The 25,402-nt window shown below is 64.4% G+C and carries 25 protein-coding genes; 8 read left to right on the plus strand and 17 right to left on the minus strand.

Going from position 1 to position 25,402, the window contains the following annotated elements; all coding sequences use genetic code 11:
- Window positions 1-18: 18 nt before the first annotated feature.
- Window positions 19-363: a hypothetical protein gene (locus IFU31_RS08325; RefSeq protein ID WP_192102698.1), complete on the minus strand. Its 345-nt coding sequence runs from the start codon at window positions 361-363 to the stop codon at window positions 19-21.
- Between the two features lie 250 nt (window positions 364-613).
- Between IFU31_RS08325 and leuS the strand changes: the two genes are divergently transcribed.
- From leuS to IFU31_RS08345, 4 genes are all read left to right on the plus strand, one after another.
- Window positions 614-3,220 carry a leucine--tRNA ligase gene (gene leuS, locus IFU31_RS08330; RefSeq protein ID WP_192102699.1) on the plus strand — a complete coding sequence of 869 codons (2,607 nt, stop codon included), beginning with the start codon at window positions 614-616 and terminating at the stop codon, window positions 3,218-3,220.
- Between the two features lie 72 nt (window positions 3,221-3,292).
- Entirely contained in the window at window positions 3,293-3,898 is a 606-nt protein-coding gene (locus tag IFU31_RS08335) for an LPS-assembly lipoprotein LptE (RefSeq protein WP_192102700.1), read from the plus strand.
- Window positions 3,899-3,972: 74 nt separating this feature from the next.
- Window positions 3,973-5,010: a DNA polymerase III subunit delta gene (gene holA / locus IFU31_RS08340; protein ID WP_192102701.1), complete on the plus strand. Its 1,038-nt coding sequence runs from the start codon at window positions 3,973-3,975 to the stop codon at window positions 5,008-5,010.
- 271 nt (window positions 5,011-5,281) lie between these two features.
- The gene (locus tag IFU31_RS08345; RefSeq protein ID WP_192054835.1) at window positions 5,282-6,601 is read left to right on the plus strand and encodes a lytic murein transglycosylase; all 1,320 of its coding nucleotides are present in this window, start codon (window positions 5,282-5,284) and stop codon (window positions 6,599-6,601) included.
- A 34-nt stretch (window positions 6,602-6,635) separates the two neighbouring features.
- Here IFU31_RS08345 and IFU31_RS08350 read toward each other — a convergent pair whose 3' ends face one another.
- The 13 genes from IFU31_RS08350 to IFU31_RS08410 form a co-directional block, all read right to left on the minus strand.
- Window positions 6,636-7,547, minus strand: coding sequence for a S66 peptidase family protein (locus tag IFU31_RS08350; protein WP_192102702.1), 912 nt, complete (start codon window positions 7,545-7,547; stop codon window positions 6,636-6,638).
- Between the two features lie 121 nt (window positions 7,548-7,668).
- The gene (lipA, locus tag IFU31_RS08355) at window positions 7,669-8,700 is read right to left on the minus strand and encodes a lipoyl synthase (protein ID WP_122475523.1); all 1,032 of its coding nucleotides are present in this window, start codon (window positions 8,698-8,700) and stop codon (window positions 7,669-7,671) included.
- A 1-nt stretch (window position 8,701) separates the two neighbouring features.
- Window positions 8,702-9,349, minus strand: a complete 648-nt coding sequence (lipB, locus tag IFU31_RS08360) for a lipoyl(octanoyl) transferase LipB (RefSeq protein WP_122475525.1) — start codon at window positions 9,347-9,349, stop codon at window positions 8,702-8,704.
- Window positions 9,349-9,624, minus strand: a complete 276-nt coding sequence (locus IFU31_RS08365; protein WP_122475527.1) for a DUF493 domain-containing protein — start codon at window positions 9,622-9,624, stop codon at window positions 9,349-9,351. The genes lipB and IFU31_RS08365 overlap by 1 nt, the downstream gene beginning before the upstream one ends.
- A 79-nt stretch (window positions 9,625-9,703) precedes the next feature.
- Window positions 9,704-10,864 carry a D-alanyl-D-alanine carboxypeptidase family protein gene (locus IFU31_RS08370; RefSeq protein ID WP_122475529.1) on the minus strand — a complete coding sequence of 387 codons (1,161 nt, stop codon included), beginning with the start codon at window positions 10,862-10,864 and terminating at the stop codon, window positions 9,704-9,706.
- A 121-nt stretch (window positions 10,865-10,985) separates the two neighbouring features.
- A complete protein-coding gene (locus tag IFU31_RS08375; RefSeq protein ID WP_122475531.1) occupies window positions 10,986-12,005 on the minus strand; it encodes a septal ring lytic transglycosylase RlpA family protein in 1,020 nt (339 codons plus the stop codon).
- Window positions 12,005-13,015: a lytic murein transglycosylase B gene (gene mltB, locus IFU31_RS08380; RefSeq protein ID WP_122475533.1), complete on the minus strand. Its 1,011-nt coding sequence runs from the start codon at window positions 13,013-13,015 to the stop codon at window positions 12,005-12,007. Before mltB ends, IFU31_RS08375 begins: the two co-directional genes overlap by 1 nt.
- Window positions 13,016-13,032: 17 nt before the next feature.
- The gene (rodA, locus tag IFU31_RS08385) at window positions 13,033-14,136 is read right to left on the minus strand and encodes a rod shape-determining protein RodA (RefSeq protein ID WP_163007397.1); all 1,104 of its coding nucleotides are present in this window, start codon (window positions 14,134-14,136) and stop codon (window positions 13,033-13,035) included.
- Window positions 14,137-14,167: 31 nt separating this feature from the next.
- The gene (mrdA, locus tag IFU31_RS08390; protein WP_122795465.1) at window positions 14,168-16,063 is read right to left on the minus strand and encodes a penicillin-binding protein 2; all 1,896 of its coding nucleotides are present in this window, start codon (window positions 16,061-16,063) and stop codon (window positions 14,168-14,170) included.
- A 15-nt stretch (window positions 16,064-16,078) separates the two neighbouring features.
- Window positions 16,079-16,546, minus strand: coding sequence for a 23S rRNA (pseudouridine(1915)-N(3))-methyltransferase RlmH (gene rlmH / locus IFU31_RS08395; protein ID WP_043192648.1), 468 nt, complete (start codon window positions 16,544-16,546; stop codon window positions 16,079-16,081).
- 9 nt (window positions 16,547-16,555) lie between these two features.
- Window positions 16,556-16,945, minus strand: a complete 390-nt coding sequence (gene rsfS / locus IFU31_RS08400; RefSeq protein ID WP_122475539.1) for a ribosome silencing factor — start codon at window positions 16,943-16,945, stop codon at window positions 16,556-16,558.
- Between the two features lie 17 nt (window positions 16,946-16,962).
- A complete protein-coding gene (gene nadD / locus IFU31_RS08405) occupies window positions 16,963-17,685 on the minus strand; it encodes a nicotinate-nucleotide adenylyltransferase (protein ID WP_122475541.1) in 723 nt (240 codons plus the stop codon).
- Window positions 17,654-18,925, minus strand: a complete 1,272-nt coding sequence (locus IFU31_RS08410) for a glutamate-5-semialdehyde dehydrogenase (RefSeq protein ID WP_192054841.1) — start codon at window positions 18,923-18,925, stop codon at window positions 17,654-17,656. The genes nadD and IFU31_RS08410 overlap by 32 nt, the downstream gene beginning before the upstream one ends.
- A 168-nt stretch (window positions 18,926-19,093) precedes the next feature.
- Between IFU31_RS08410 and IFU31_RS08415 the strand changes: the two genes are divergently transcribed.
- Together IFU31_RS08415 and IFU31_RS08420 are read left to right on the plus strand one after the other, a co-directional pair.
- Window positions 19,094-19,765 (plus strand): DNA-3-methyladenine glycosylase, encoded by a 672-nt coding sequence (locus tag IFU31_RS08415; RefSeq protein ID WP_185795133.1) that lies wholly within the window; start codon window positions 19,094-19,096, stop codon window positions 19,763-19,765.
- Between the two features lie 3 nt (window positions 19,766-19,768).
- On the plus strand, window positions 19,769-21,088 hold the full coding sequence (locus tag IFU31_RS08420; RefSeq protein WP_185795132.1) for a bifunctional DedA family/phosphatase PAP2 family protein: 1,320 nt from the start codon (window positions 19,769-19,771) through the stop codon (window positions 21,086-21,088).
- A 33-nt stretch (window positions 21,089-21,121) separates the two neighbouring features.
- On the opposite strand, the gene IFU31_RS08425 is transcribed toward IFU31_RS08420, so the two are convergent.
- Genes IFU31_RS08425 through IFU31_RS08435 form a run of 3 tightly spaced genes read right to left on the minus strand, consistent with a single transcriptional unit; the run spans window position 21,122 to window position 22,802 of the window.
- Entirely contained in the window at window positions 21,122-21,712 is a 591-nt protein-coding gene (locus IFU31_RS08425; RefSeq protein ID WP_192102703.1) for an LON peptidase substrate-binding domain-containing protein, read from the minus strand.
- An 11-nt stretch (window positions 21,713-21,723) separates the two neighbouring features.
- Window positions 21,724-22,440, minus strand: coding sequence for an LrgB family protein (locus IFU31_RS08430; RefSeq protein WP_122475551.1), 717 nt, complete (start codon window positions 22,438-22,440; stop codon window positions 21,724-21,726).
- Window positions 22,437-22,802 (minus strand): CidA/LrgA family protein, encoded by a 366-nt coding sequence (locus IFU31_RS08435; RefSeq protein WP_122475553.1) that lies wholly within the window; start codon window positions 22,800-22,802, stop codon window positions 22,437-22,439. The genes IFU31_RS08430 and IFU31_RS08435 overlap by 4 nt, the downstream gene beginning before the upstream one ends.
- Window positions 22,803-23,005: 203 nt before the next feature.
- Here IFU31_RS08435 and IFU31_RS08440 point away from each other — a divergent pair, with 203 nt between their 5' ends.
- Window positions 23,006-24,715, plus strand: coding sequence for a C13 family peptidase (locus tag IFU31_RS08440; protein ID WP_192102704.1), 1,710 nt, complete (start codon window positions 23,006-23,008; stop codon window positions 24,713-24,715).
- Between the two features lie 40 nt (window positions 24,716-24,755).
- Window positions 24,756-25,397, plus strand: a complete 642-nt coding sequence (locus tag IFU31_RS08445) for an oxidoreductase (protein WP_122475557.1) — start codon at window positions 24,756-24,758, stop codon at window positions 25,395-25,397.
- Window positions 25,398-25,402 lie beyond the last annotated feature (5 nt).

Here is a 25,402-nt window from a genome sequence, read left to right on the forward strand (position 1 = left end):
GATGACGAACAACTGCCGTCACGACTTTCCCGAATACCCGTGACCGTGCTTGCCGATTGGCGAACGGCGCCGATCGTGCTCGTGCAGCCAGTACACTTTCGCCGACGGCTTCAGCGCAGGCGCGACCGGGGCCGGAGCCGGAGCCGGAGCCTGGGGCTCGACGCAGGCGCGTTCGCCGCAGGCGTGCAGGTAGGCATCGATCAGTTCGTATTCGGCCCGGCTCAAACCGCGCAACTCCAGTTCCGCAGGTTTTTCATCGCGCAGGCGCACCGCAGTGCGGGCCACATCCAGGGCTAGCCCCAAGCGGTCGATGAGTCGCTCGTAGACATCGGGCTGCGTGGCTTTGATAGGCGGCTCCAGCATTCGCTCACCTCACTTGAGAGAAAACGTTCTTTGCTTCATCAGCTTAGCGCTGGCTGGAAAATCAGCCGGTTGCAGCGACCAACGGAATGCGTCAAGTGCCTGCCACGTCCAGGCAGCTGCAATCAAGGTTTCCCTCGATAGAGGGGGGTCATGTATGCTACGGCGTTTAATATCATCGTACCTTGCCAACAGGCTCAGCCTATTTAGCAGCTGCCGGATAAGGTCACCCATTTCTCAGCGCAAAGTAGCCATGCACGAACTCTATCAGCCCCGCGAAATCGAAGCCGCCGCCCAGTCTTTCTGGGATGCGAAGAAGTCTTTTGAAGTGAGTGAACAGCCAGGCAAGGACACGTACTACTGCCTGTCGATGTTCCCCTACCCCAGCGGCAAACTGCACATGGGGCACGTGCGCAACTACACCATCGGCGACGTGATCGCGCGCTACCAGCGCATGCAGGGCAAGAACGTCCTGCAGCCGATGGGCTGGGATGCGTTCGGCATGCCGGCGGAAAACGCGGCCATGAAGAACAACGTCGCGCCGGCCAAGTGGACCTACGAAAACATCGCCTACATGAAGACCCAGCTCAAGAGCCTGGGCCTGGCCATCGACTGGTCGCGCGAAGTCACCACCTGCAAGCCCGACTACTATCGCTGGGAGCAGTGGCTGTTCACCCGCCTGTTCGAAAAAGGCGTGATCTACCGCAAGAACGGCACCGTGAACTGGGACCCGGTCGACCAGACGGTACTGGCCAACGAGCAGGTCATCGACGGTCGTGGCTGGCGTTCGGGCGCGCTGATCGAGAAGCGCGAAATACCGATGTACTATTTCAAGATCACTGCATACGCCGATGAGCTGCTGGAAAGCCTCGACGAACTGCCGGGCTGGCCGGAACAGGTCAAGACCATGCAGCGCAACTGGATCGGCAAGTCCAAGGGCATGGAAGTCCAGTTCCCTTACCACCAGGCCTCCATTGGCGAAGCCGGCACGCTGAAGGTCTTCACCACCCGTCCCGACACGCTGATGGGCGCCACCTACGTGGCCGTCGCTGCGGAGCACCCCCTGGCCGCCCTGGCAGCACGCTCCGATTCTGCGCTGCAGGCGTTCATTGACGAGTGCAAGAGCGGCAGCGTGGCCGAGGCCGACGTGGCCACCCAGGAAAAACGCGGGATGCCGACGGCGCTGTTCGTCGAGCACCCGCTCAGCGGCGAGAAGCTGCCGGTCTGGGTCGCCAACTACGTACTGATGCACTACGGAGACGGCGCGGTCATGGCCGTGCCGGCCCACGACGAGCGCGACTTCGAGTTCGCCTTGAAGTACGACCTGCCGATCAAGCCGGTGGTGCGCACCAGCGCAGGCGACCTGACGCCTGCGCCGTGGCTGGCTGCCTACAACGAGCACGGTCCGCTGATCAACTCTGGCGACTTCGACGGGCTCGATTTCGAAGGCGCTTTCGATGCCATCGAAGTGGCCTTGATCAAGAAGGACCTGGGCAAGTCGCGTACCCAGTTCCGCCTGCGCGACTGGGGCATCAGCCGCCAGCGCTACTGGGGCTGCCCGATTCCGATCGTGCACTGCGACGCCTGCGGCGACGTGCCGGTCCCGGAAGATCAACTGCCGGTCGTGTTGCCCGAAGACGTCGTCCCCGATGGCGCCGGTTCGCCGTTGGCGCGCATGCCCCAGTTCTACGAGTGCAGCTGTCCGAAATGCGGCGCGCCGGCCAAGCGCGAAACCGACACCATGGACACCTTCGTGGAATCGTCCTGGTACTTTGCCCGCTATGCATCGCCGCACTATGAAGGCGGCATGGTCGACCCGGCAGCGGCCAACCATTGGCTGCCCGTGGACCAGTACATCGGCGGTATCGAGCACGCGATCCTGCACCTGCTGTACGCACGCTTCTTCCACAAGCTGATGCGCGACGAAGGCCTGGTCAGCTCCAACGAGCCGTTCAAGAACCTGCTCACCCAGGGCATGGTCATCGCCGAAACCTACTACCGTCTCGAAGCCAACGGCAGCAAGACCTGGTTCAACCCGGCCGACGTCGAACTTGTACGCGATGCCAAGGCCAAGATCATCTCGGCTAAGCTCATCAGCGACGGCCTGCCGGTGGAAATCGGCGGCACCGAGAAGATGGCCAAGTCGAAGAACAACGGCGTCGACCCGCAATCGATGATCGACCAGTACGGCGCCGACACCTGCCGCCTGTTCATGATGTTCGCCTCGCCACCCGACATGAGCCTGGAATGGTCCGACTCCGGCGTGGAAGGCTCGCACCGCTTCCTCAAGCGCGTCTGGCGTCTGGCCCAGGCCCATGTTGGCCAGGGTTCGCACGCGCCCCTCGACGTCGCCGCGCTCGATGACGAGCAGAAGACCATTCGCCGCGCCATTCACCTGGCGATCAAGCAGGCCAGCCAGGACGTGGGCCAGAACCACAAGTTCAACACGGCCATCGCCCAGGTGATGACCCTGATGAACGTGCTGGAAAAAGCCCCGCAGGCCACCGACCAGGACCGTGCCTTGCTGCACGAGGGGCTGGAAGCCGTGACCTTGCTGCTGGCGCCGATCACTCCGCACATCAGCCATGAGCTGTGGCAGCAACTGGGCCACACCGACGCCGTGATCGACGCCAACTGGCCGACGCTGGACGAATCGGCGCTGGTGCAGGACAGCCTGCAGCTGGTCATCCAGGTCAACGGCAAGCTGCGTGGGCAGATCGACATGCCTGCCAGCGCCAGCCGCGAAGAGATCGAAGCCGCCGCACGGGTCAACGAGAACGTGCTGCGTTTCACCGACGGCCTGACCATCCGCAAGGTCATCGTCGTACCGGGTAAACTGGTCAACATCGTCGCCAGCTGATCGACCGGCGCCCGCTTCCTCGGGCGCCCGTCAAGCACGCCACAGCCAACAAGGTTTCAAGGGAGCAACAAGATGATCAAACGCAATCTGCTGGTTATGGGCCTGGCTGTCCTGCTGAGCGCCTGTGGTTTCCAGCTCCGGGGTACCGGCACCAACCAGCTGGCCATCAAGGAACTCAACCTCACTGCCCGCGACGCCTACGGCCAGACCGTGGTGCAACTGCGCAAGGCGCTGCAGGGCAGCGGCGTCAACGTGGCCAGCGGCGCTCCGTACACCCTGGACCTGGTGGACGAGCGTGGCGACCAGCGCACGGCCAGCTACAGCGGTTCGGCGCGCTCGTCCGAGTATGAGCTGAGCAACACGCTGCAGTACGAGATCCGCGGGCAGAACAACCTGACGCTGCTCAACGACAAGCTCGAAGTGCAGCAGGTTTACGTTCACGACGGCAACAACCTGACCGGCTCCGATCAGGAGGCGAGCCAGGTGCGCCGTGAAATGCGCAACGAACTGGTGCAGCGCATGATGCTGCGTCTGCAGCAGATCACCCCTGCACAGCTGGAAAAGCTCCAGGTGGACGCCAACGCCCGTGCCAAGGCTGAAGCCGACGCTGCTGCCGAAGCTCAGCGCGTGATGGATTCGACGCCACAGCAGTCGCCGATCCAGATTCCCAACCAGTAAGGCAGACAAGGGCGCTCAGGCGCCCTTTTCGCTGTCATTGCCCCCGTGAAGATTTAAACCCTGTCGATGCGTCCATGAAGATCAGCCCCGCCCAACTCGGCAAGCACCTGCAAGGGCCGCTCGCGCCCGTCTACGTGGTGAGTGGCGACGATCCGCTGCTCTGTCAGGAGGCGGCCGACGCCATTCGCGCGGCGGCGCGCCAGCAGGGCTTCGACGAGCGCCAGGTGTTCAGCGCCGACAACAATTTCGACTGGGGCACGCTGCTGCAGGCCGGCGCCAGCCTGTCGCTGTTTGCCGAGCGGCGCCTGCTGGAACTGCGCCTGCCGTCGGGCAAGCCGGGCGACAAGGGCGCTGCGGCGCTGATCGAGTATTGCTCGCGGCCCGCCGAAGATACCGTGCTGTTGATCAGCCTGCCCAAACTGGACGGCAGTGCGCAGAAAACCAAGTGGGGCAAGGCGCTGGTGGATGGCGCGCAGACCCAGTTCGTGCAGATCTGGCCGGTCGATGCGCAGCAGTTGCCGCAGTGGATCCGCCAGCGCCTGGCCCAGGCTGGGCTGGCTGCGCAACCGGATGCGGTCGAGCTGATCGCCGCTCGGGTGGAAGGCAACCTGTTGGCGGCGGCGCAGGAAATCGAGAAACTCAAGCTGCTCGCCGAGGGCAATCAGATTACCTTGGAGACGGTGCAATCGGCGGTTGCCGACAGCGCCCGATTCGACGTGTTCGGCCTTATCGACGCGATCCTCAACGGCCAGGCCGAACACGCCTTGCGCATGCTCGAAGGGCTGCGTGGCGAGGGTGTCGAGCCACCAGTCATTCTCTGGGCGCTGGCCCGTGAGCTGCGCTTGCTGGCCAGCCTGTCGCAGCAGTACAGCCAGGGCGTACCGTTGGACAAGGCCTTCAGCCAGGCCCGTCCGCCAGTGTGGGACAAGCGCAAGCCATTGATGAGCAAGGCCCTGCAGCGGCATTCGGCGCTGCGCTGGGCACAGCTGCTGCAGGATGCGCAGCGCATCGATGCGCAGATCAAGGGCCAGGCGCCTGGGTCGGTATGGATAGGCCTGTCGCGGTTGTCGTTGCTGATGGCCGGCCAAAGGCTGAGCCTGCCCGCAGAATAGCAGCGCCCCCTTCGCGGGCAGAGCCCGCTCCCACAGGTGACCTGCGGTGTGGCCGCGAAAGCGGCGTGCGGTATGGCTGGTCAACCGCGCCGAACCCTTCGCGGCCGATGACCGCTCCTACAGGGTGACCGTGATCCCCGTAGGAGCGGTCCGTGGCCGCGAAAGCTGCACTGCGGTCTGTCAGGGAGATCGCTGATAAGGCTAAACCCATGCTACTGATTCGGCTGGCATGTTAAGGTTTGCCTCTGCCCCGAAAGCCCTGGACTTGTGAATGTCTTCTCGTCGTACCTCAGGCTGGCCCATGCGCCAGTTCGCCGTGACTACCTGCCTGGCCTTGCTGGTCGCCTGCGCGGAAAAACCCACCGTCGCCGATACCCTGCCCGCCCCCATCGTCCAGCCTGCGTTGCCGGTACCCATGGCGCCCGCGCCGAGCAGCGTCGACACCCCGGTGCTGCCCACCCAGACATTTGCCGAATGGCAGCAGGGCTTTCGTCAGCAAGCCCTGCGCAGCGGCGTCGACGCGCAGCTGTTCGACCGCGCCTTCGAGGGCGTCACACCGGACATGAGCGTGATCAAGGCCGATCGCAGCCAGCCCGAATTCAGCCGCCCGGTATGGGAATACCTGGACGGGGCGATCTCCCCGACCCGCCTGCGCCGTGGTCAGGCCATGCTCGAGCAGTACGCCGACGTGCTCTCGAGCATCGAACAGCGCTACGGCGTCGAACGCCAGGTACTGGTTGCCGTATGGGGCATGGAAAGCAGCTTCGGCCAGATCCAGGGTGACAAATCGGTAATCCGCTCATTGGCGACCCTGGCCTACGAAGGCCGTCGCCCCGAATTCGCCCAGAGCCAGCTGCTGGCGGCGTTGCAGATCCTGCAGAACGGCGACATCCAGCCCGACCGCATGCTGGGTTCGTGGGCCGGTGCCATGGGCCAGACCCAGTTCATTCCCACCACCTACAATTCCCATGCCGTGGACTTCGACGGCGATGGCCGGCGCGACATCTGGAACAGCGCCGCCGATGCCCTCGCCTCCACCGCCCACTACCTGCAGAGTTCGGGCTGGCAGAGTGGCCAGACGTGGGGGCTGGAAGTGCGCCTGCCCGAGGGCTTCGACTACGCCCTGGCCGACGGCAACAGCCGCAGGCCGGTCAGCGAATGGCAGCGCCTGGGCGTTGCGGCGATGCCCGGCGGCACAGTCCCGGCCGGCAGCGAAAATGCCGCAGCAGCGCTGCTTCTGCCGGCGGGCTACCGGGGCCCGGCCTTCCTGGTCTTCGACAATTTCCGCGCGATCCTCAAGTACAACAATTCCTCGTCCTACGCGTTGGGCGTAAGCCTCCTGGCCCAGCGCCTGCAGGGGTCGGGCTACATCCAAGGCACCTGGCCCAAGGATGACATGCCACTCACGCGCACCGAACGCATCGAGCTGCAGAGCCTGTTGAGCGCACGCAACCACGATGCTGGCGCTGCGGACGGCATTATCGGTGCCAATACCCGCAAGGCCATCCGCAGTGCCCAGCAAGCCATGGGCTGGCCAGCCGACGGGTACCCGACCCACAAGCTGCTCGAGGCGCTGCGTACGCAACAGTGAGCGCGCTGACCTGCACGGGTGGCCCAGGCCTCGCCTAGGCCACCACATCCTGCTCCAGCCAGACCTGCTGCGCAGTGGCATCCAGCCTGACCTGCACGCCCAACGGCAAGGTCAGGTTCGGGTCGCAGTGGCCACTGCGCCAGCCAGCCAGGACCGGGATACCCTCGGCCTGGAACGTCTCGAGCAGCAACGGGGTCATCTGCTCGACAGCGATTCCGGCAAAGTCGCCAACGATCACGCCCTGCACGCCCTTCAGTTTGCCAGCCAGACGCAGGTGAGTCAGAAAGCGATCCACGCGGTACAAGGGCTCGTTGACGTCTTCGATAAACAGCACGATGCCCTCACCGGGAAGCTCGTACGGCGTGCCGAGCGTGGCACTGATCATGGCCAGGTTACCGCCCATCAAGCAACCCTGGGCCTGCCCCGGCACTACCGTGGTCAACGGCCACTCGGGCGGATGACGCAGCAGGTCACCTGCGCCGATCTCGCCACGCAGCGCCTGCCACAGCGACGACTCGGTAGGCGCCCGCTTCTGCGTCAGCAGATCGGCCTTGAACAGTGGCCCATGGAAGGTGACGAACCCGGCGTGGCGAGCGATGGCCAGATGCAGCGCGGTGATATCGCTGTAGCCAACCAATGGCTTGGGGTGTCGCGCCAGCAGCGCGAAGTCGATCTTGTCCAGCAGGCGGGGGGTGCCATAGCCACCGCGCAGGCAAAGAACGGCGTCTACCTCGGGGTCGGCGAAAGCGTCGTGAAGGTCTTGCACACGGGCTTCATCGCTGCCGGCCAGGTAACCCTGGGCCAGCGCGACACCGGGGTAGATGCGCAGCGTGTAGCCACGCGCGCGGACCCAGGCACAGGCTGCCTCTACGTCCAGCTCGATGGGACCGGCGGGCGCGATCAAGGCGATCGTGCCGTGGTCGGGCAGGCGTGGGGGTAATCGCATGGTCGAAATTCTCAATCCCGGCAGGAACGAGCGGCGCGCCCTGCCCTCAGGCTATCAGCGCGTGGGCGCGCTTCACGGCGAATGGCTCGCCACTCGCCCCGCGCCCACATGATCTAGTCGATCAGAGCTTGATCTTGGCTTCGTGCGCCTGCTGATCGGCGTGGTACGAGGAACGCACCAACGGCCCGGAGGCGACGTTCTTGAAGCCCATCTTGTGGCCCTCTTCGGCGAACCAGGCAAAGATGTCCGGATGCACGAAGCGCTGTACCGGCAGGTGACTGCGCGAGGGCTGCAGGTACTGGCCCAGGGTCAGCATGTCGATATTGTGCTCGCGCATGCGCTGCATCACCTCGATCACTTCCTCGTCGGTCTCGCCCAGACCCAGCATCAGGCCCGACTTGGTCGGCACGTGAGGCACCAGCTCCTTGAACTTCTGCAGCAGGGTCAGCGACCACTGGTAGTCAGAACCAGGGCGCGCGGCCTTGTACAGGCGTGGCACGGTTTCCAGGTTGTGGTTGAACACATCCGGCGGCTCCTGCGCGGTGATGGCCAGGGCCACGTCCATGCGCCCACGGTAGTCGGGGACCAGGGTTTCAAGCTGCACGCCCGGCGACAGCTTGCGGATTTCCCGCAGGCAGTCGGCGAAGTGCTGGGCACCACCGTCGCGCAGGTCGTCACGGTCCACCGAGGTGATCACCACGTACTTGAGGCGCAGGTCGGCGATGGCCACGGCCAGGTTCATCGGCTCGTCGGCATCCAGTGCCTTGGGGCGACCATGGCCGACGTCGCAGAACGGGCATCGGCGGGTGCAGATGTCACCCATGATCATGAAAGTCGCGGTACCACCGGAGAAGCATTCACCCAGGTTGGGGCAGGAGGCTTCTTCGCAGACGCTGTGCAGCTTGTGCTTGCGCAGCAGTTGCTTGATCCGGTCGACCTCGGGAGACACCGGGATGCGTACCCGGATCCAGTCGGGCTTCTTCGGCAGCTCTTCGGTGGGGATGATCTTTACCGGGATGCGCGCGACCTTTTCGGCACCGCGCAGCTTGACGCCCGCCTCGACCCTGGGCCGTGGCGCATTGGCCTTGGGCGCACCCTCGGCGAGGTTCTGCAGGGGGATCAGCGTTTGCACAGCTTCTGTCGCGGTAGTCATATCAGTCGATTCCGCCCGTAAGGGTCGTCTGCTCAACATAGTCGAGGTGCTTGACCAGCTGCGCTCGCAGCCTTGCACTGACCTCGGCAAATTCAAGGGGTGCGACATGATCGCACATCTGCGTCATCGGCAGGCCGGCATATCCACATGGATTTATCCGCCGGAACGGCGCAAGGTCCATGTCGACGTTCAACGCCAGCCCATGGAACGAACAACCGCGGCGGATACGCAAGCCCAGCGAAGCGATCTTCGCGCCGTCCACGTAGACTCCGGGTGCATCCGCACGGGCGGCAGCCTGCACGCCGTAGGAGGCCAGCAGATCGATCAGGGTGTGCTCCATGCGGGTGACCAGCTCTCGCACCCCGTAGCCCAGCCGGCGCACGTCCAGCAACAGGTACACGACCAACTGCCCGGGGCCGTGGTAGGTCACCTGGCCGCCGCGGTCGACCTGCACCACCGGGATCTCGCCGGGCACCAGCAGATGCTCGGCCTTGCCGGCCTGGCCCTGGGTGAACACGGCCGGGTGCTGAACCAGCCAGACCTCATCGGCAGTCTCTGCATCGCGCTGGTCGGTGAACCGCTGCATCGCGTGCCATACCGGCTCGTAAGGCAACGGGCCGAGTTCGCGAAACCCCAGGCATTGCGGCATCACAGCACCATTTTGACGATGCCGGTGGCGCGCAGCTCACTGTTGATGTTGTAGAGCTGCTCCTGGCCGGTGGCCAGGATATGCAGCTGCAACGTGGTGTAGTTACCGTTGCTGCTCTGGCGCTCGGCATTCTTGTCGTGATTGACGGCTGCGTGCTTTTCGACGATCTGCACCACCGTGTCGCGAAAGCCCACACCGGTATCGCCGATGATCTTGATCGGGTAGTCGGCGCAGGGAAATTCGATTTTCGGCTCTTTTACTTCGGTATCGGTCATGGCGATGACGGCCTCGGGTAAACCGTGAAAACGACAACGCCCTCGCCTGTTGCAAAGGCGAGGGCGCGCGGTCGCGATATCAGTTGAACAAGCCGTAGAAGAATAGACGAACGCTATCCCATACGCGGCGGAAAATACCACCTTCCTGTACATCGTCCAGCGCGATCAGGTCGGTTGTCTGAACGATCTTGTCACCGTTCTTCACTTCGACCTTGCCGATCACGTCGCCCTTGGCGATAGGCGCGGTCAGCTGTGGGTTCATGGTCATGCTCGCAGCCAGGTTCTTCAACTGGCCCTTGGGCAGGGTCATGGTCAGGTCTTCGGCCAGGCCGGCCTTGATTTCGCGGATGTCGCCCTTCCATACCGGTGCCTTGGCCAGCTCGGTGCCCTTCTGGTAGAAGGTCTGGGTTTCATAGAAGCGGAAGCCGTAGGTCAGCAGCTTCTGGGTTTCGGCAGCGCGGGCCTGCTCGCTGTTGGTGCCGAAGACCACGGCGATCAGGCGCATGCCGTCACGTACGGCCGAGGACACCATGCAGTAGCCGGCTTCTTCGGTATGGCCGGTCTTCAGGCCGTCGACGGTCTTGTCGCGCCACAGCAGCAGGTTGCGGTTGGGCTGCTTGATGTTGTTCCAGAAGAACTCCTTCTGCGAGTAGATCGCATAGTGAGCCGGGTCTTCGTGAATGATGGCACGGGCCAGTACCGCCATGTCGTGGGCAGTGGAGTAATGCTCGGGGTTCGGCAGGCCGGTCGGGTTCATGAAGTGGCTGTTGGTCATGCCCAGCTTGCCAGCCGTGGTATTCATCATGTCGGCGAAGGCGTCTTCGCTACCGGCGATGTGCTCGGCGAGCGCCACCGAAGCGTCGTTGCCCGACTGGATGATGATGCCGTGCAGCAGGTCGCTGACCGATACCTGGGTACCGACCTTGATGAACATCCGCGAGCCGCCCGTGCGCCAGGCGTTTTCGCTGACGGTGACCGGGTCGTTCTCGCCGATCTGGCCACGACGGATTTCCAGGGTCGCGATGTACGCGGTCATCAGTTTGGTCAGGCTGGCTGGCGGCAGACGCTGGTCGCCGTTGTTTTCAACCAGCACGTTACCGCTGGAAGCTTCCATCAGCACGTAGGATTTGGCAGCCAGTTGCGGCGGCGCTGGCATCATCTGATCTGCCGCCCAAGCGGCAGGGGCGATGATCAGCGGTACAAGCAGGCACAGGCGTTTGGCAAGTGTGGTGATGTTCATCCGTCTCTCGAAATTGCTGATGGGCACATGCCCTTGCGGGCAGTCTTGTTGTGGGCGGCGGCCCGGTGTCGCACGCCCGTTGCCGGGCGCTCATTGCAGCGCCGCCCGCAGGCGGCGCGGTTCAATCCAGTGTCACCAACTTGGGCACGCCAAGATTGGCCATGCGCACGTTGTCCTGAATCTGCTGGGCTTCACCCTGGGAATTGATCGGTCCCAGGCGTACCCGATAGAACGTCTGCTGGTTGACGGCGATCTGGCTGGTGAAAGCCGGCGCGCTGACCATCGAGCTCAGCTTGGAACGCAGCAGCTCCGCAGCGTCGGGGTTGGCGAACGCTCCCACCTGGAGATACAGGCCAGACGCTTGTGCAGAACCGTTTTTTTTTGCGTCCATCTGCACCGGCAGCGTGGCGACCGCGTGTTGCTGCGGCGGCGGCGTGTATTGCTCGACCGTACCAGCCGACGGCGTGATGTTAGGCCGGGCCTGCGCCACCACCGGGCCCTGGTTGAGCACCAGTGGCGCCGGACGGCCGCGCTGCGCCCACCATTCCTGCGGGTCGATACCTTCGACACGTACCCGCGCCGTACCCGTCTCGGCGTAGCCCAGCTTTTTCGCCGCGGCATAGGACAGGTCGATGATGCGGTCGGAGTAGAACGGCCCGCGATCATTGACCCGCAGCACCACGCTGCGGCTGTTGTCCAGGTTGGTCACGCGTACATAGCTGGGCAGCGGCAGGGTCTTGTGCGCCGCGCTCATGCCATATAGATCGTAGACCTCACCGTTGGCGGTGTTCTGGCCATGGAACTTGGTGCCGTACCACGACGCCGTGCCGGTCGCCTGATACTGACGCGACTCGGCGATCGGAAAGTAGGTCTTGCCCAGTACCGTGTAGGGGTTGGCCTTGTACGGTCCGGTGTGCAGGGTGGGCACGGCGTCAGGAATCTTCGACACGTCGACGTCCCACCACGGCGCGCCGTCCTTGTGTGCCCGGTTGATGTTCAGGCCAGGCATGGCTTTGACGGTCGGGCCGGATTGCTTCACGGTACGCGACGGCGGCGGCGTCGATGAGCAACTGGCGAGCAGCAGGCCCAAGGCCGCGCAGGCCGCGATGGCGGAGGATGTATGTATCGGCATTGCCCGCATTACTTGACGCCCCGTGCTTGAACCAGCGATTCCGACAGTTGGTGCACAGCCATGGCGTACATCACACTGCGGTTATAGCGAGTGATTGCATAGAAATTCTTCAGGCCCAGCCAATATTCCGGGCCCTCGGCGCCCTGCAGGCGAAAGGCGGTCACCGGCAGGTCATCGCGTAGCGCATCATGACTCGACCAGCCCAGCGCCCGCAACTGCGCGACATTCTTGACCGGGTCGATGCCCGGGCTCAAGCCGTCGTCGACCTGCGGGCCGGAAACGCCGGCACGGCTGACCACCGGTTGACCGGCCACCCAGCCATGCTCCTTGAAATAGCTGGCAACACTGCCGATGGCGTCATCGGGGTTGGTCCAGATGTTGATGTGACCGTCGCCGTCGAAATCCACCGCGTAGGCGCGGAAGCTGCTGGGCATGAACTGCGGCAGGCCCATGGCGCCGGCGTACGAACCCTTGAGGGTCAGTGGGTCGAGCTGTTCGTCGCGGGCCAGCAGGAAGAACTCGCGCAGCTCCTTGCGGAAGAATGCCGCGCGTGGCGGGTAATCGAAGCTCAAGGTGGACAACGCGTCGATCACCCGAAAATTGCCGGTGTTGCGACCAAAGAAGGTTTCGACACCGATGATCGCGACGATGACCTGCGCCGGTACGCCGTATTCGCGTTCCGCACGGGCCAGCACCGCTTCGTGCTGGCGCCAGAAATCCACGCCGCGGGCGATGCGCGCATCGGTGATGAACATCGGCCGATACTCGCTCCACGGCTTGACCCGTTCGGCGGGACGCGAGATCGCGTCCAGAATCGACTGCTTGCGCTCGACTTCCCTGAACACTTCGTTCAACTGCTCGCTGGCGAAGCCATAGTCGCGGGTCATTTCACCAATGAACTGGGTCACCTGGGGCGAGCCACCGTAGTCGCCGGCGCTGGCATGCTGTGCCGACCCCAACAGGCCCATCAGGCCGATCCAGGGAACGTTCCGAGCTGCCCAGCTACGCATTACTTGCATGCAATTGCTCACCTTATTCAAACCTGTGCGATCCACTTGCGATGGGTGTGGATCGACATCAAAACGCCAAACGCTGACAGCAGGGTCACCAGCGAAGTTCCGCCGTAGCTAATGAAAGGCAACGGCACCCCCACCACCGGCAGCAGGCCACTGACCATACCGATATTGACGAAAACGTAAACAAAAAAAGTCATGGTCAAGCTGCCGGCGAGCAACTTTCCGTATAGGGTCTGGGCCTGCGCGGTGATCACCAGCCCACGGCCGATCAGCAGCAGATAGATCAACAGCAGCGCGCAGATACCGACCAGGCCGAACTCCTCGCCGAGCACCGCGATGATGAAGTCGGTGTGGCTTTCGGGGAGGAAGTCCAGGTGCGACTGGGTGCCCAGCAGCCAGCCCTTGCCGAACACGCCACCCGAACCGATCGCCGCCTTGGACTGGATGATGTTCCAGCCGGTACCCAGCGGATCGCTCTCCGGGTCGAGAAAGGTCAGGATCCGCTGCTTCTGGTAGTCGTGCATGATGAAGAACCACATGCCGACCGCCACCGGTACCGCCGCCGCCAGCACGCTGGCGATCCAGCGCCAGCGCAACCCGGCCATGAACAGCACGAAGGAGCCGGAAGCCAGGATCAGCAGTGACGTGCCGAGGTCTGGCTGGCGCACGATCAGCGCAAAGGGAATGCCGATCAGGGCCAGGCTCACCACCACGTGCTTGAGGGTCGGCGGCAGGGTCCGCTTGGCCAGGTACCAGGCGATGGTCGCCGGCATGATGATCTTCATGAACTCCGAGGGCTGGAAGCGGATGACCCCGGGGATGTTGATCCAGCGCGTGGCGCCCATGGCGTTGTGGCCCATGACGTCCACTACCACCAGCAGTATCACCCCGGTCACATAGGCCAGGGGCACCCAGCGCGCCATGAAACGCGGTTCGAGCTGGGCGATGACGAACATCGACACCAGGCCCAGGCCGAAGGACGTGGCCTGCTTGATCAGCAGGTCCCAGTTCTTGCCGCTGGCCGAATAGAGGACGAACAGGCTGCCCGCCGCCAGGGTCAGCAGCAGGATCAGCAACGGGCCGTCGATGTGAATGCGCTGCAAAAATGTTGCGCGGCGACGCATCACATCCTCACTGGAGAGGATGCGGTCGAAATTACTCTTCAAGGGCGGTGATCTCCGCGCCCGTGGCGCTGGCGTATTCGGGTTTCAACTGGCCGTCGGGGCCGAGCAGCCAGGCGTCCATGATCTGGCGCACCACCGGCGCCGCCACGCCCGAGCCGGACTCGCCGTTCTCGACCATGACCGAGACCACGATGCGCGGGTTGTCCGCGGGCGCGAAGCCGACGAACAAGGCATGGTCGCGATGGCGCTCCTGGACCTTGCTGCGGTCGTACTTCTCGCCTTGGCGAATGGCGACGACCTGGGCCGTACCGGACTTGCCGGCGATTCGGTACTTGGCACCGATGGCAGCCTTGCGCGCGGTACCGCGGGCACCCTGCATGACCTGCTCCATGCCGTGGGTGACCTTGGCCCAGTCGGACGGATTGCGCAGCACGATGTCGGGCACCGGGTTCTCGTCCACCGGCGGCACGCCTTCGATGGTGCGCGCGAGCCGCGGGCGGTTCCACTTGCCCTTGTTGGCGACCAGGGCGGTGGCCTGGGCCAGTTGCAGCGGCGTGGCCTGCATGTAGCCCTGGCCAATGCCCAGAATGAGCGTTTCGCCGGGGAACCAGGCTTGCCGGCGGGTCTTGCGTTTCCATTCGCGCGAGGGCATCAGGCCCGGCGACTCTTCGAACATGTCCAGCGAGACCTTCTGGCCGATGCCGAACTGGCCCATGTAGTTGTCCAGCTTGTCGATGCCCAGCTTGTGCGCCAGGTCATAGAAATAGGTGTCGTTGGAACGCATGATGGCGGTGTCCAGGTCTACCCAGCCATCGCCTGTGCGGTTCCAGTTGCGGTATTTATGGTCGTAGTTGGGCAGTTGATAGAAGCCTGGGTCGAACACCCGCGACCCGGCGTTGATCACGCCTGAGTCCAGCCCGGCGATCGCCACCGCAGGCTTGATCGTCGAACCAGGCGGATACAGGCCGCGCAACACACGGTTGAACAGCGGTCGATCGATGGAATCGCGCAGGTCGGCATAGGCCTGGAAACCGATGCCGGTGACGAACAGGTTGGGATCGAAGCTGGGCTGGCTGACCATTGCCAGCACCTCCCCGGTGCGCGGGTCCATCGCCACGATCGCGCCGCGACGGCCGCCCAGCGCCTCTTCGGCGGCTTCCTGCAACTTGATGTCCAGGCTCAGGACGATGTCCTTGCCCGGTTTCGGATCGGTGCGCTTGAGCACCCGCAGCACACGACCGCGAGCGTTGGTCTCGACTTCCTCGTAGCCCACCGTGCCGTGCAGTTCCGGCTCGTAGAAGCGCTCGATGCCGGTCTTGCCGATATGGTGCGTGCCGCTGTAGTCCACCGGATCCAGGGTCTTGAGCTCCTTCTCGTTGATGCGCCCGACATAGCCCACCGAGTGCGCGAAATGCGCCCCCTGCGGGTAATGCCGTACCAACTGCGCGACCACCTCCACACCCGGCAGGCGAAACTGGTTCACCGCGACCCGGGCGATCTGCTCTTCGTTGAGCTCGAACAGGATCGGTACTGGTTCGAACGGCCGGCGGCCCTGCTTCATGCGACGCTCGAACAGCTGCCGGTCTTCGTCGCTGAGCTCCAGCACCTCGACGATGGTATCGAGTACCTGACGCCAGTCACCGGAGCGTTCGCGGGTCATGCTCAGGCTGAAGCTGGGGCGGTTGTCGGCCACGACCACGCCGTTGCGGTCGAAGATCAGCCCACGGGTGGGGGGTATCGGCTGCACATGCACCCGATTGTTCTCCGAAAGCGTGGAGTGATATTCGTACTGGATCACCTGCAGGAAATACAGGCGCGCGATCAGCACGCAGATGAGAACCAGGATGGCCGCTGCACCGACCACGACGCGGCTGCGCACGGTGCGCGCGTCTTTCTCGTGGTCCTTGAGGCGAATCGGCTGGGACATCGGCTGGTTTACGGCCTATTTGTGATAAGGGTGCCCGGACAGCACGGTCCAGGCGCGATACAGCTGTTCACCGATAAGTATCCGTACCAGCGGGTGAGGCAAGGTCAGCGGCGACAGCGACCAGCGCTGCTCGGCACGGGCGCAGACTTCCGGCGCCAGCCCCTCGGGGCCACCGACCATGAAGTTCACCGTGCGCGAGTCCAGGCGCCAGCGATCCAGTTCCACCGCCAACTGTTCGGTGCTCCAGGGCTTGCCGTGCACTTCCAGGGTAACGATGCGCTCCCCCGGACCGACCTTGGCCAGCATCGCTTCGCCTTCCTGGCGGATAAAGCGGGCCACGTCAGCGTTCTTGCCGCGGGTATTGAGCGGAATTTCGACCAGGTCCAGTGCCAGCTCGGCGGGCAGACGCTTGGCATACTCATGCCAGCCTTCTTCCACCCACTTGGGCATGCGCGAACCCACCGCGATCAGACGCAGACGCATGGCCCGGGCTTATTCGTTGCCAGGGGTGTGGTGCGCGGCGCTGGCGGCACGGCTCTGCTCGGCGCCCTGCCACAGGCGTTCCAGGTCGTAGAACTGGCGCGCGGCCGCGGTCATCATGTGCACCACGACGGTGTCCAGGTCCAGCAGCACCCAGTCGCTGTCGCCCGCGCCTTCTTCGCCCAGTGGCTTGACGCCCTTGGCCTTGACCAGCTCGCGCACCTTTTCGCGCATGGCGCTGATCTGGCGGTTGGAGGTACCGGTGGCGATCACCATGAAGTCGGTGATGCTGTTCTTGTCACGCACGTCGATGACCAGGATGTCCTGAGCCTTGACGTCTTCGAGGGCGAGCTGGGTCAGCTCGACGATTTCTTCAGCGGGGATTGCTTGCTTATTGCTCATAAAAAAACTCGTTCAGTTCAATTGGACGCACGGTACAGCCCGTGCGCCTCGATGTAGGCCAATACTGCGTCGGGCACCAGGAAACGTACCGACTTGCCGCTGGCCAGCAGTTGACGGATCTGGGTGGCCGACACCGCGAGCGGTGCCTGCCAGACGAAAGTAATCTGCCCGCAGGCCCCCTTGAGGGCTTGCGGGTCGCTGATGGAACGCGCCGCCACCAGGTTGCGCAGGGCATCCGGCAGCTCGGTGTCCGCATCAGGTCGCTGCAACACGACGATGTGGCAGTGTTGCAGCAGTTCTTCCCAGCGGTACCAGGAGGGCAAGCCACAAAAGGCATCCCACCCCAGCAGCAGGAGCAACTGGTCCTGCGGGTCGAGCTCGGCACGCATCGACACCAGCGTGTCGAGGGTGTACGACGGTTTGTCGCGCGCCAGTTCACGGTCATCCACGGTCAGGGGCGCCAGCCCCTCTACTGCGGCCCGCACCATGGCCAGGCGCTGCTCGGCCGATACCTGCGGCTGGTCGCGATGCGGCGGCCGGGCGCTGGGCACCAATCGCAGATCGTCCAGGCCCAGGGCCTCGACCACTTCCACGGCGCCGCGCAGATGACCGATGTGCACCGGGTCGAAGGTACCGCCCAGCACGCCGATTCGACGTGCAGTGCGCGATTGTACAGCGTAGGGACCGGGCCGGTTCGGTGCGGTCAACTCAGACCGGCTCCTGGCCGCGCAACTGGCCATCGCCGATCACCACGTATTTCTCGCAGGTCAGGCCTTCGAGGCCCACCGGGCCGCGGGCGTGGATCTTGTCGGTGGAAATGCCGATCTCGGCACCCAGGCCATATTCGAAACCATCGGCGAAACAGGTCGGCGCGTTGACCATCACGGACGCGGAGTCGACTTCGGCAACGAAGCGACGGGCATGGCCCTGCTGCTCGGTGACGATCGCATCGGTGTGATGGGAGCCATGCTGGTTGATGTGTTCGATGGCTTGGTCCAGGCCGTCGACCACTCGAATGGACAGGATGGCGGCCAGGTACTCGGTGTTCCAGTCTTCTTCGCTGGCCGGTACGGCTTCGATCAGGTCGCGGGTGCGCGGGCAACCGCGCAGCTCGACGCCTTTCTCGCGGAACTGCGCCGCCATCGGCGGCAGGAAACTCGCCGCCACCGACTGGTCGACCAGCAGCGTTTCCATGGCGCCGCAGATGCCGTAGCGATAGGTCTTGGCGTTGAAAGCGATGCGTTGCGCCTTGGCCAGGTCGGCGCCTGCGTCGACGAACACATGGCAGATGCCGTCCAGGTGCTTGATCACCGGCACCTTGGCATCACGACTGACCCGCTCGATCAGCCCTCGCCCGCCCCTTGGCACGATGATATCGACGTACTCGGGCATGCTGATCAGCGCGCCGACCGCGGCGCGGTCGGTGGTGTCCACGACCTGTACCACGGCGGCGGGCAGGCCGGCTTCGGCGAGGCCGCGCTGGATGCAGGTGGCGATGGCACGATTGGAGTGGATGGCCTCGGAGCCGCCACGCAAAATGGTGGCGTTACCCGATTTCAGGCACAGGCTGGCCGCGTCTATGGTCACATTGGGCCGCGACTCGTAGATGATGCCGACCACACCCAGCGGCACGCGCATCTTGCCGACCTGGATGCCCGAGGGCCGGTAGCTCATGTCGCGGATCGCCCCGACCGGATCCGGCAGGCTGGCCACCTGGCGCAGGCCGACGATCATGCCGTCGATGCGCGCAGGGGTCAGCGCCAGGCGCTCGAGCATGGCCGCGTCCAGGCCATTGGCGCGACCGGCTGCCAAATCCTGCTCGTTGGCGGCAACCAGTTCGGCACGGGCGCTGTCCAAGGCACTGGCCGCCGCCTGCAGGGCGCGATTCTTCTGCGCGGTGCTGGCACGGCCAATGACCCGCGAGGCTTCACGGGCAGCGCGACCCAGGCGGGTCATGTAGTCAAGAACGGACTCGGTCATGGTCTCTGTGGTCTTGGCAAAGAGGAAAGCGGCTGATTATAGCTGTCACGTACGCCCACTAACAGCGGTGACGGGCGGATGGTCGAAAACACCTCTTTAAACATATGTCCGCGGGCCTCACCGATGTGCAATTGCTATCATCCACCGCGACACCGAATGGACCCCGTTATGTTCAACCCGTTGCCCGATGCCTTTTTCGACACCGACGCGCAATCCCTCGCCCGTGCATTGCTGGGCAAGGTGATCCGCCACCGTCAGGGTCCGTACTGGTTGTCGGCGCGCATCATTGAAACCGAGGCGTATTACGTCACGGATCGCGGCAGCCATGCATCGCTGGGTTATACCCACAAACGCCGCGCGCTGTTCCTCGAAGGCGGGCACATCTATATGTACTACGCCCGTGGCGGCGACTCGCTGAACTTCAGCGCGCAAGGTCCGGGCAACGCGGTGCTGATCAAGTCCGCCTACCCCTGGCTCGACGCGCACACCGGCGACGATGCCTTCGCCCGGATGCAGCTCAACAACCCCGACGCCAGCGGCCTGCCGCGCCCGGCCCAGCGCCTGTGCGCCGGGCAGACCCTGCTGTGCAAGGCCCTGGGGCTGAAGGTACCGGTGTGGGACGCCCAGCGCTTCGACACTGAACAGCTATTCGTCGACGACGTCGGCGCCGATGTCCCGCACATCCTGCAGACCACCCGCCTGGGTATTCCCCTGGGTCGCGACGAACACCTGCCGTACCGCTTCGTGGATGCCGGCTACGCCCGTTTCTGCACACGCAACCCCCTGCGTCGCGGCCAGCAAGAAGGCCGCGACTACTTTTCGATCTTTCAAGGAACCTGACTCATGGGCGAATGGCTGGACAGTCTGACAGGCTGGCTGACGCTGCATCCACAGTGGCTGGGGGTGGCAATCTTCGCCATCGCCTGCATCGAATGCCTGGCGATCGCCGGCATCGTCGTACCCGGCACCGTGGTGTTGTTCGCTGTGGCCGTACTGGCCGGCAACGGTGCGTTGTCGCTCAGTGAGACACTGATGCTGGGCTATGCCGGCGGCCTTCTCGGCGACGCCATCTCGTACGCTCTGGGTCGACGGTTTCAACAGAGCATCCGTGGCCTGCCGCTGCTGCGCACGCACCCGCAATGGCTGGAAACCGCAGAAGGCTACTTCCATCGCTATGGCGTGGCAAGCCTTCTGATCGGGCGCTTCATCGGCCCGCTGCGGCCGATGCTGCCCATGGTCGCCGGCATGCTGGAAATGCCGTTGCCGCGCTTCATCCTGGTCAGCCTGGTGGCGGCCGCCGGTTGGTCGGTGGCCTATCTGCTGCCGGGCTGGGCGACGGGCGCCGCTTTCCGCCTGCCGCTGCCCGAGGACTTCTGGCCACAGGCCGGTATCGTTGCAGCCTGCATCGCCCTGCTGATGGGCCTGAGCCTGCATGCCACCTGGCGCGATCGCAGACGCGGCACGCTGCTCATCGCCCTCGCCTCGCTGATCATGCTGATTGCCCTGTTCTTCGGCTTCCCGCACCTGAGCGCGCTGGACAACGGCCTCAAGGCGCTGGTCCAGGAGCATCGCAGTGAGGCGGCGGAAACCTTTGTGGTGCTGGTCACGCGCATCGGTGATTTCCGCACCCAGTTCATGGTGGCCGGACTGCTCACCGCGCTGCTGCTGATCACCCGGCAATGGCGTCAGGCGCTGTTCGCCTGCGCGACCATGCTGATCACGGCGCTGCTCAACGGCTCGTTGAAACACCTGGTCGCCCGGCAGCGGCCAGACGTGCTGCTCGAACCGCTGACCACGTTCAGCATGCCCAGCGGGCATAGCTCGGCGGCCTTTGCCTTCTTTCTGAGCCTGGCCATACTCGCCGGGCGTCGGCAGACACCGCGCATGCGCCTGGTGTGGGTCATCCTGGCAAGCATTCCGGCGCTGTCGATTGCGTTGTCGCGGGTGTACCTGGGCGCGCATTGGCCGACCGACATCATTGCCGGCAGCATGCTGGCCTGCTTCGTCTGCGCTTCGTGCCTGGCGGCCGTGGAATATCGCCAGCCGCTGCCGGCGATGCCGTTGCGTGTCTGGTGGCTGGTGGTACCGGCGTGCGCGTTGCTGCTGGGCTTTTTTGCGGTGCACGGGCTGCCGTCGGCACTCGAAGGGTATCGCTACATGTAACCAGGCGCACCCGACGCCCTGGGCCTGTCCGTCTCAGACCAGGGCGTCGCCCTGCAGGCTGTCGAGCAGGGCCTGGATCGCCACCAGGCGCAGGCCTGGGTCGCTTTCGGCGAGCAGCTGTTCTTTCTCCTGCTCGGTGAACGGCAGCAGATAGGCCAACTGGTTGCCCAGCGATTGCTGGCCCTGAGCGCCGGCGGTCATGCCCAGCGCCGCCACCATCGGGTGCTCGGCCAAGGCCAGCAACAGTGCCTGCAGGTCGGCATGGGTATCGGCCAGCGGTCGGTCCGCCTGCTCTTCCAGCCAGTGCACGTCTGCCGTCAGCAATTGATCGCGTTGCACATGGGTGGCCTCGACACGGAAACGCCGAGCGCCCTGCACGCGGATACCCAACAGACCGTTGTCTTGCTGCTGGAAATCGGTGATCAGCGCTTCGCAGCCGACTGCGGCGTGTTCGCTGGGTGCCTGGCCCACTTCGCGCCCGGCCATGATGCCGACCACGCCAAAGCCGGCGCCCTGCTTCATGCAGCGCCCGATCATGTCCAGGTAGCGCGCTTCGAATAGCTGCAGATCCAGCACGCAACCGGGGAACAGCACGGTATTGAGGGGAAAGAGTGGCAATGTCATGGCTTGTGTCCTCACGCGAATACGCTGATGGCCAGGGGCAGAAAAACGGCGGTACCGACACCCATCAGACTCATGGCCAACGCCGCGAAGGCGCCGGTTTCTTCACTTTCCTGCAACGCCAGCGATGTGCCCACGGCATGCGCGTTGAGGCCCAATGCCATGCCCCGCGCCGCCGGGTGGTCGATGCCCAGCAAAGACAGCAGGCCGGGGCCGAAGATTCCGCCGATGACGCCGGTGATCAGCACGAACACGGCCGCCAGCGCCGCGACGCCGCCGATCTGCTCCGCCACCAGCATGGCGATCGGCGAGGTGACCGATTTGGGCGCCATGGTCATCAGAATCATGTGGTCGGCCCCCAAACCCCAACCCAGCAGCAGGCACAGCACGGTCGCGAACAGGCCGCCCAGGCCCAGGGTAATCAGGGTCGGCCAAAGCAGTTGGCGAATGCGCCGCAGGTTGAGAAACAGCGGCACCGCCAGGGCCACGGTCGCCGGGCCGAGCAGGATGCCGAGAATCTCGGTGCTCTTGCGGTATTCGGCGTAGCTGATCCCGCAGCCTACCAGCACCGCAACCAGCAGCAACATGGACAGCAGCACCGGTTGCAGAAAGATCCAGCGGGTTTTTTCGTAGCCGGCCAGCACCAACTGGTAGGCGCCCAGGGTGATGCCGATGCCGAACAGCGGATGGTGGATGACCGCCTGCAGGGTGCCTTGCCAGTCCAGCATCATGGTTGCACCGGGTGATCATGCCGACGCCTGCGAATCAATCGCTGCATCAACCAGCCGACGAACACGGTAGAGACCGTGACGGAAATCACCAGCGAGCCGACGATGGCCCAGAAGTCATCGGCGATCTGCTGGGCATAGACCATCACGCCCACCGCAGGTGGCACCAGCAGCAGCGGCAGGTAGCGCAGCAGGCTGTTGGCCGCCAGGCCCAGGGGCTCGCCGACCTCGCCACGTACCATGAGGTAGATGAGCAGCAGCACCAGGCCGATGATCGGACCGGGCAACACGGGCAGCAACAGATGATTGAGGGCAGTGCCCAGCAGCTGGAACAGGACCAGCCAGGTCAAACCGCGTAGCAACATTGCAGGTCTCCTTCGCAAGCCAGGCATTATAAGCCCCCAAGGCATGCCCCAGGGTGATGCAAGATGGCGCACCCCCATGATCGGACCCGGTAACGGTACACCCATCCGACAGTCATCCGGCTCTGGCCTTAAAAGCGCCCTGCATCTGTTGTGCACCCTTGCATCTGCGGCATACTCGGCGCCTCAATCGCCCGGACCCCGTCATGCGCCCTCTCGCCCCCCTCGCCCTTTCGTTGTTGATCGCCGCTTGCGGAGATGGCGAGCCACTGTCGCCGCCCGACGCGCGACTGCCCGATGGAGGTCGCTACCGCGGAGAGGTGGTCAATGGGCTGTTGCAGGGTCAGGGCCGTGTCGACTATCCCAATGGCAGCGGCTACGCCGGGCAGTTCAAGGACGGCCAGTGGCAGGGTCAGGGCCAGTGGCATGGGCGCAACGGCGAGGTCTACACCGGCGGTTTCGATCATGGCCTGTTCCATGGCCAAGGCACCCTGATCGCTCGCGGCACCACCTACACCGGCGGCTTCGTCAAGGGTCGGCGCCAGGGCGAAGGGACCTTCAAGGAAGCCGGCGTGGCGTACCGCGGCGGGTTCAAGGAAGACCAGTATTCGGGCGCCGGGCACATCGAACTCGACGACGGCAGCCAGTACCAGGGCTGGTTCGCCCACGGCAAGCCCAATGGCGAAGGCACCCGCAGCGATGCCGCAGGCAACCAGTTCAGCGGCACCTTCGTCAATGGCCTGCTCGAAGGGCACGGCACGTTCAGCAATGCCGACGGCGATCAGTACATCGGCAACTTCCACCTCAACCAGCTGCATGGTCGCGGCCGCTACGAAAACGCCGCAGGCGATGTGTGGATCGGCACGTTCAAGGAAGGCGTACTCAGCGGCAAGGGCGAGATGTTCGCCAGCGACGGCAGCCACTACAAGGGCGAGTTCGCCGATTGGCGCTTCAGTGGCAAGGGCTGGCTGGCGCTGGCCGACGGCAGCATCTACAGCGGCACCTTCGAGAACGACACCTACCAGGGCCAGGGCAGCCTGACCCTGAAGGACGGCAGCAGCCAGGTCGGCTATTGGCTCAATGGCCAGCGTATCCGTGATGCGCAAGGTCATCTGTTGCCCGATCCGCTGGAACTGGGGCTGCTCAATCAGGGGCAACTGCTGGAACAAGCGCTCGCGGCAATCCCGCAGTCCACTGCAGCGATCGAGCTTTACAGCCTGGCGCTGGCCGGCGACGGCAAGCAAAGCGTGTTCATGCGCGAAGCCGACTACGTCACCGGCATGCTGGCCAGTCGTTTTGGCGCGGTCGGACAGATCACCCTGGCCAACCACCGCGATCATCTGGCCGATCGGCTGATGGCCAGCCGCGAGACCCTCAGCCGCAGCGTGCAGACGCTGGCCGCGCGCAGCGGCCCGGAAGACCTGGTGTTCATCTACCTGACCAGTCACGGCACCAGCGAACATGAACTGGTGCTCGATCAGCCACGCCTGCAGTTGGGCGACCTGCCGGCCGATGAACTCGCCGCAGTGCTGGCGCCGCTCAAGGGCCGCGACAAGGTGGTGGTCATCTCGGCTTGCTATTCGGGCGGATTCATCCCCGCGCTCAGGGACGAGAAAACCCTGGTCATGACCGCTTCGCGGGCCGACCGGGTGTCTTTCGGCTGCTCCGAAGAAGCCGACTTCACCTATTTCGGCGACGCCTTGTTCGCCCAGGCCTTCAACCAGACGGACGACCTGCAGCAGGCTTTCGAACTTGCCAGCCGGCACGTTGCCGAACGGGAGATCGCCGATAATTACGAAGCCTCGCAGCCGCAGATCTGGGCGCCCAAAGGGGTCCTCGCGCATTGGCAGCGATTGCGCCAACAACAGGCCAAGCGGGCGCTGCTCGACGCCGCCGCGCCTGACAACAAGCAATAGGGCATCTGCTTCACGCTGCCTGTATCAAGGGAGACATTGCATGTACTTGACGCCGCAGCACATCCTTCTGGCCGGCGCCACCGGCCTGACCGGCGAGCATTTGCTCGACCGCCTGCTCGCCGAGCCGACCGTGCAACGGGTCCTGGCTCCCACCCGGCGCCCTCTGGCCGAGCACGCGCACCTGGACAACCCGGTGGGGCCACTGCTGGCCTTGCTGGCGGATCTGCAGGGCCCGGTGGACATCGCCTTCTCGTGCCTGGGCACGACCATCAAGCAGGCCGGTTCGCAAGAAGCGTTTCGCGAAGTCGACCACCAGCTCATCGTCGCCTATGCCCAGCGCGCCCGCGAACTGGGCGCACGCCACTTCCTGCTGATCAGCGCCATCGATGCCGACCCGCAATCCTCGGTGTTCTACAACCGCGTCAAGGGTGAGACCGAGCAGGCGCTGCGTGCCCAGGGCTGGCCGCAACTGACCATCGCCCGGCCGTCGGTGCTGATCGGCGACCGCGTCGAAGCACGCCTGGCCGAGCGTATTGCCGGACCTCTGTCGAAGCTGATTCCGGGCAAGTACCACGGCATCGAAGCGCTGCAACTGGCGCGCGCCCTGTGGCGCCTGGCGCTCGAAGAGCAGGACGGCGTGCGCGTGGTGGAATCGGACGAGCTGCGGCGCCTGGGCAAATAGCCCGC

The organism is Pseudomonas sp. CFBP 13602 (assembly GCF_014842725.1).
In the GTDB taxonomy this organism is placed as follows: Bacteria; Pseudomonadota; Gammaproteobacteria; order Pseudomonadales; family Pseudomonadaceae; genus Aquipseudomonas; species Aquipseudomonas baltica.